The sequence below is a fragment of the Stenotrophomonas sp. GD04024 genome, from assembly GCF_029837545.1.
Lineage (GTDB): Bacteria > Pseudomonadota > Gammaproteobacteria > Xanthomonadales > Xanthomonadaceae > Stenotrophomonas > Stenotrophomonas forensis.
Genome location: NZ_JAOEDV010000024.1, coordinates 53,376 through 59,683 on the forward strand (window position 1 = coordinate 53,376; position 6,308 = coordinate 59,683).

Below are 6,308 nucleotides of genomic sequence, written 5' to 3' on the forward strand. Positions count from 1 at the left end.
TCAGTACCTCGCCTTGGCCAGCACCCACTCGGGAATCGGCTTGAGGCCCTTTACCAGGCCGAGGGCCGCCATGACGCGCAGGCCGTACCAGGTCAGGTCCACCTCCCACCAGCGGAAGCCCTGGCGGACCGTTCCCGGGAAGAAGTGGTGGTTGTTGTGCCAGCCTTCGCCAAAGGTAAGCAGGGCCAGCCAGAGGTTGTTGCGGCTGTCATCGCGGGTCTCGAAGCGGCGGCGGCCGAATCGATGCGCCAGCGAGTTGATGGTCACGGTGGCATGGAACAGCACGACGGTGGAAATGAAGAAGCCCCAGACCAGCAACTGCGGTCCCGAGGTGTGCAGGCCCGGCGCCCAGCGCTCCAGCGCGGCGCCGAGGGCATACAGCGCCGCGGCGAGCAGTACGGGAACCGCGGTGTCGAAGCGATCCAGCCAACGCAGTTCAGGGAAGCGCGCCAGGTCGGGGATGCGCGAAAGGTCCGTGGCGAAGGCTTCGCGGGTCAGGAACCAGCCCATGTGGCTGCGCCAGAAGCCGCCTTCACGCGGCGAGTGCGGGTCCAGCGGCTGGTCGGCGTGGCGGTGATGGTGGCGATGGTGCGCGGCCCACCACAGCGGTCCGCGTTGCACGCTGGCGGCCCCGATGACAGCGAATACGAACTGCACCGCTCGCGACGCCTGGAAGGTGCGATGCGAAAAATAGCGGTGGTAGAACGCGGTGATCGCGAACATGCGCACGGCATAGAGCGCCGCCGCAACGATCACTGCGGTCCATGACACGCCCACCCAGATCACCGCCAGGCACGCCACATGCATCAAGGCGAAGGGGACCGCGCGCAGCCAGTCGATCCGCCCGGGGCGGTCGACGGCGCTGTCTGCAGCACTGCCGGTGTCGACCCAGCGCTGCACTGTGCGCAGCAGGCGCCAACGGCGACGGGGGAGGGGCGCTGCAGAGGCCATGAGGGGTCTCGAAGGGGGTCGTGTGTTCTCTATACGCACCACGATGCCCACTGGATGCGTGCTTCCGCTGTTAGTTTCGCTTCACCCGGACGTCACGCCGCAACCGGCAACGAGCGATTGCGCCCAGGCCTGCTGCCATTCGCTCGCGCTGCTCGCGCGCGCGGCAGCGGCGAATCGAACCACCACCTGCGGATAGTGGCCCCGTGCATCGCGCAGGTTGCTGGTGCCCTGGAACTCCAGCAGTCGTCGGTCGGCATCGGCATAGACCAGCTGCAGGCGCGGTGCGATGCCGCCATACCAGGTGTCGAGGCTGACCTCGATCTGCTGAGCGGCCACCCCCTGCCAGCGCAGCGGGGCAGAGCGGCGAATCTGTACAGGGAAATAGCGCTGCCGCCCCGGGACCAGGAAAGGCAGCGAGATGCGCTCGCCGCGCATCAGCGCCGGCCAATGCTGGCGCACGGCGGCGTCAAAGCCGACATCGATCACGGCATCAGCGGGCAGTTCCAGGCGGCGCTGGCGCGATGGCGCATCGGCATCCTCCTTCCAGTCGACCAGGACACTGCCGCCGGCCACCTCGATCTGCACCTTCTGGCCGCTGCGCAGGTCGTCCAGCGAGTAGCCGCGCGCCTGCGGGCGGGATGTCGCGGGCAGGTGCTTGCGGGCGAAGGGGCGCCCATCCGGGCACTGGTACAGCACCCAGCGTTCGGCGCCTTCGGTCGCGTCGCGCTGCCAGTGCACTTCGCGATAGGCGGCGGCGCCTTGCCCGGTGCTGGCAAGGCCTTCGGTCCGCAGCCAGGGGGCGGCCAGCGCGGCGTGGGGGAGGCACAACAGCAGCCAGGCGGTCCGCATGATCGTCATCCGCAGGGAGGGCCCCGGTCATACGTCAGGCGCGGCCGGATGGATGCGGTCCGTGGCCTGCATCCAATCGCCACCCACGCGCGTACAGAGGACAGACCTTCACCTGCCCGCCGCGAACGCAGATGTACCCTGACGCTGCCAGCACTCTCCTCACCTTCGATACCGCACGCATCGTGTCCAGTTCCCAGCAGCCGAGCAGCGAGCCGACGAACTGGGCCGGTGACATGGACAGGGTCGCCCGCCTGCGCGACCGCGACTGCTTCATGCGGATCTACGACCATTTCATGCCACGGCTGTGCGTCTATCTGCGCGGCCTCGGCGCACCTGACGCTGTGGCCGAAGAACTGGCGCAGGAATGCCTGCTGCGGTTGTGGCTGCGCGCGGCCGACTACGATGCCGCCCAAGGGGCGCTGAGTACCTGGCTGTACCGGATTGCCCGCAACCTGCATATTGATCGGGTGCGGCGCGAGCGCAGCTGGCTGCAGGTGCAGGCGGCGGTGGAGGATGCGGCAACCCTGGATATGGTCGAACGCATCAGCGCCGAACAGTTCGCCGACCAGGCGCGGCTGCGCCAGCGCATCAACGAGCTGCCTGCCGTGCAGGCGCGATTGGTGCGGATGTCCTATTTCGAAGCGAAGAGCCACAGTGAGATTGCCGAGGCGCTGGGCATGCCGCTGGGCACGGTCAAATCGCATCTACGACGTGCGTTCCTGCAACTGCAGTCGAAAGTGGGAGGTGCGCTGTGAATCCGCACCACCACCTGCACGAATCCACGTTGATGAGCTATGCGGCCGGTGCGCTGCCCGCGCCGTTGAGCATCGTGGCCGGCGCCCATCTTGAACACTGCCCGCAGTGCCGCCAGCGCCTGCGTGAGGCCGAAGCGATCGGGTCGGTGCTGCTGGAGCAGACGCAACCTGCGTCAGCCGAAGGTGACGCACGCCGGAGCGCGTTGCGCGAGGCGATGCTGGCGCAGCTTGCCAGCGAGTCGCCCGTCGGCCTGCCCATGGTGGCGAGCGTGCCGCAGCGGGAGCGCCCGGAGGCCGATCCTGATCACCTGCCTGTGTCGCTGCACCCGTACTTCGGTGCGTCGCTGGCAGCCCTGCGTTGGCGCTGGATGGCGCCGGGCGTGCACTGCATCCGCGCCGAACAGATGCCATCGCTGATCATGCTGAAGATCGCGCCGGGCAAGTGCCTGCCGATGCACAGCCACGGACGCAGTGAGCTGACCCAGATCCTTCGCGGTTCGTACAACGACGCGCTGGGCCTGTTCGCGCCGGGCGATGTGGCGGACCTGGATGAGGAGGTGGAGCACCAGCCCGTCACCGCACCGGGTGTGCCGTGCATCTGCGTGTCCGCGCTGGATGCGCCGCTGGTGTTCAGTGGCTGGCTGGCGCGGAAGATCCAGCGTTTCGTGAAGCTTTAGGGTGACCACAATGGCGGCTGCCGGTGCATTGCGGGTTCTGTTGACCGGCGCTACCGGGTTGGTGGGGCAGGGCGTGGCCCTGGCCTGCCAGCAGTCGAGGCAGGTGGCTGAGCTGACCGCGTTGGTCCGGCATCCGGGCAACCTCCGCGGTGCGGGCAGCGAACTGATCGTGCCGGAGTTCCTGCACATCGAAGCGCGGCAGGATGAACTGGCAGGGTTCGATGCCTGCTTCTACTGTGCCGGTGCGCCACCGGTAGGCACCGCCGAGGCCGAGTACCGTCGCGTCACGCTGGACACCACGCTGGCCGTTGCCCGGGCGTGGGCAGCGGCCAATCCGCAGGGCTGCTTCCTGTATGTGTCCGGTGCAGGCGCAGATGCGGACAGCCGGCTGATGCCGCTGCGCATCAAGGGCGAAACCGAGCAGGCGCTGCAGGCATTGCCGGTTCGCACGGTGATGTTACGCCCGGGTGGCGTGCGCCCGGTGGAAGGCACCGGCACCCGCCATGGCTTGCTGAAGCCGTTGTACTGGGGTGGCGCGCCGCTGATGAAACTGGCAGGCGCGATCGCGCCCTCGCTGGTGACCAGCAATCTGGCGTTGGGCCAGGCAATGATCGCGCTGGCCGGCCGGGAGCATCCGCCGGCCACGGTGGAGTGCGCGGACATCAACGGGATCGCAGCGGGAGTGCGCGATCCGGCGCCTTGACCTCAGTGCAGCGCGGCGTCCAACGCGGTGCGTACCGCCTGCGCCAGATCACTGCGGGTGAACGGCTTGGGCAGCAGCGCGGCCGCACGGCCCTGGCTGCCGACCGCATCGTGGTCACGCGGGTAGCCCGAGGTGAACAGCACCGCGACGTCCGGCCAGCGTTCGCGCACTTCGCGCACCAGTTCCCAGCCCGACATGCCAGGCATCACCACGTCGGAGAACAGCAGGTCCACCGTGGTGTCAGGGCGCTCCAGCAGGCGCAGGGCCGAAGGGCCGTCGTGTGCTTCCAGCACGCGGTAGCCCAGCATGCGCAGCGCGTCCACGGTATGGGCACGGACATCATCGTTGTCCTCGGCTACCAGGATGGTCTCTTCGCGCGGCGAATAGCCGGCCAGCCCGGTCTGCGGTGCCGTTCCCTCACAGGGCAGGGCCAGCGTCGAGCGCGGGAACATCATGGTGATGCTGGTGCCGCCGCCTTCCACCGAATCGATCAGCACATGCCCGCCGGACTGCTTGACGAAGCCGTGCACCATCGACAGGCCCAGGCCGGTTCCCCGGCCCACCTGCTTTGTGGTGAAGAAGGGCTCGAATACCCGCGCCAGCGTGGCCGCATCCATGCCGTGTCCATTGTCGCGGACCCGCAGCATCACGTACTCGCCCGGCGCTGCATCAGGGAACAGGGCGGCGTAGTCGTGGTCGAGATGGCTGTTGTCCACTTCGATGACCAGCCGACCACCGTGCGGCATGGCATCGCGGGCATTGACGGCCAGATTGAGCACAGAGGCCTCCAGCTGGCTGACGTCGATCTCGATGCACCAGATGTCCTCGGCGACGCGGATGTCCAGCAGCACCAGTTCGCCCAGCGCACGCTGCAGCATGTCATGCATGTCCAGCAGGCGGTCGTTGAGGTTGGCGGCCTGGCTGTGCAATGGCTGGCGGCGAGCGAACGCCAGCAGGCGCTGGGTCAGGCTGGCGGCGCGGCCGACGCCCTTGAGGGCGTTGTCCAGTGCACGGCCGAGCATCGCCCCGGACTCTCCGGCACGCTCGCTGAGCAGCATGGCGTGCTCGACGTTGCCGGAGATGACGGTGAGGATGTTGTTGAAATCGTGGGCGATGCCGCCGGTGAGCTGGCCCACCGCCTCGATCTTCTGCGCCTGCCGCAGCGCGTGCTCGGCCTGCAGCCGGGCGGTGGTTTCCACCGCCTCGGAAACCACGGCGGTGACCGCGCCCTCGGCATCCAGCAGCGGGCGGAACGAGAAATCGAAGCTGCGCCGGCCGGTCGGCAACTCCAGATCAAGCGCATGCAGCGAACTGTGCCCCTTGGCGGCATTGGCAACGGCCCGGTCAACGGTCGCGCCGACGTCATCAGTGCCAGCGAACCAGGGCGACTGACCGAAACGCAGGCCCATCACCTCGGGCTTGTCGGCCAGCACCGCGGCCAACGAGGCGATGTTGGCATCCACCACCTGGCCCGCGAGGTCCAGTAGCACCTGGTGCTGGAAACTGGATTCGAAGATCGCCTGCAGCCGTCGCTTGCTGGCCCGCAGCTCGGTGGTGCGCGCCTGCACCTGCCGTTCAAGCAACTGATTGTCCTCGCGCAGCGCCAGCTCGGCCTGCTTCAGCCCGGAAACGTCGCTGCCCAGGCAGATGTAACCCACCACCTCTCCATCGGCGCCGCGTTCGGGCACGCAGTCCATCTGCACGAAGCGTGACTCGCCACTGCGGTGCGCCAGCTCCACCTGGAAGCTGCTGCGCTCGCCCCGCAGCACCTGTTGCAGGCTGGGCAGCGCATGCTCAAACGCTGAAATGCCGCTGACATCGCGCGCGCTACGGCCCAGCAGCTCGGTCAGGCTGATGCCGTGCCAGTCCAGGAATGCCTTGTTGGCAAAGCGGTAGCGGTGCTCCTTGTCGAGCTGGGCGATCAACGCCGGCACGGCATCGGTTACCTGCTGCAACTGGGCCTGGCTGTCGTTCAGCGCGGCCTGTGCATCGGCCAGCTGGCTGCGTTCGCGGGCTTCCTGCTGTGCACGCCGGATGGCATCCGGCAAGCGCTGCAGCCGCTGCTTGACCACGTAGTCGCGTGCGCCGCGGGTCAGCGCCTGCACTGCCAGTTCTTCGGTAAGCGTGCCGGAAACGAAGATGAAGGGGGTGTGCGGAATCCGCTCGCGTGCAAGCGCGAGGGCCGCATCGCCGTCGAAGCCCGGCAGCACGTGGTCGGCCAGGATCACGTCGAACCCGCGGTGGTCGATCGCCTCGATGAAGGCGTTGCGGGACCACACCCGCTCGACCTCGAAATCCAGGCCGGCGCGTTGCAGCTGTGCGGTGATCAACTCCGCATCAAGCGCACTGTCCTCCAGCATGAGGATGCGCAGG

The 6,308-nt window shown here is 67.9% G+C and carries 6 protein-coding genes; 3 read left to right on the top strand and 3 right to left on the bottom strand.

Going from position 1 to position 6,308, the window contains the following annotated elements; genetic code table 11:
- Both N7590_RS10350 and N7590_RS10355 read right to left on the bottom strand, forming a co-directional pair.
- Positions 1–951 (bottom strand): acyl-CoA desaturase, encoded by a 951-nt coding sequence (locus N7590_RS10350; protein ID WP_164240858.1) that lies wholly within the window; start codon positions 949–951, stop codon positions 1–3.
- Between the two features lie 81 nt (positions 952–1,032).
- The gene (locus tag N7590_RS10355; protein ID WP_164240857.1) at positions 1,033–1,800 is read right to left on the bottom strand and encodes a hypothetical protein; all 768 of its coding nucleotides are present in this window, start codon (positions 1,798–1,800) and stop codon (positions 1,033–1,035) included.
- Between the two features lie 131 nt (positions 1,801–1,931).
- Here N7590_RS10355 and N7590_RS10360 point away from each other — a divergent pair, with 131 nt between their 5' ends.
- Genes N7590_RS10360 through N7590_RS10370 form a run of 3 tightly spaced genes read left to right on the top strand, consistent with a single transcriptional unit; the run spans position 1,932 to position 3,935 of the window.
- The gene (locus N7590_RS10360) at positions 1,932–2,555 is read left to right on the top strand and encodes a sigma-70 family RNA polymerase sigma factor (RefSeq protein WP_279935448.1); all 624 of its coding nucleotides are present in this window, start codon (positions 1,932–1,934) and stop codon (positions 2,553–2,555) included.
- Positions 2,552–3,232 carry a ChrR family anti-sigma-E factor gene (locus N7590_RS10365; RefSeq protein WP_053509050.1) on the top strand — a complete coding sequence of 227 codons (681 nt, stop codon included), beginning with the start codon at positions 2,552–2,554 and terminating at the stop codon, positions 3,230–3,232. Before N7590_RS10360 ends, N7590_RS10365 begins: the two co-directional genes overlap by 4 nt.
- 10 nt (positions 3,233–3,242) lie before the next feature.
- The gene (locus N7590_RS10370) at positions 3,243–3,935 is read left to right on the top strand and encodes an oxidoreductase (RefSeq protein WP_164240856.1); all 693 of its coding nucleotides are present in this window, start codon (positions 3,243–3,245) and stop codon (positions 3,933–3,935) included.
- 2 nt (positions 3,936–3,937) lie between these two features.
- Here N7590_RS10370 and N7590_RS10375 read toward each other — a convergent pair whose 3' ends face one another.
- Positions 3,938–6,307: a hybrid sensor histidine kinase/response regulator gene (locus N7590_RS10375; RefSeq protein ID WP_279935450.1), complete on the bottom strand. Its 2,370-nt coding sequence runs from the start codon at positions 6,305–6,307 to the stop codon at positions 3,938–3,940.
- Position 6,308 lies beyond the last annotated feature (1 nt).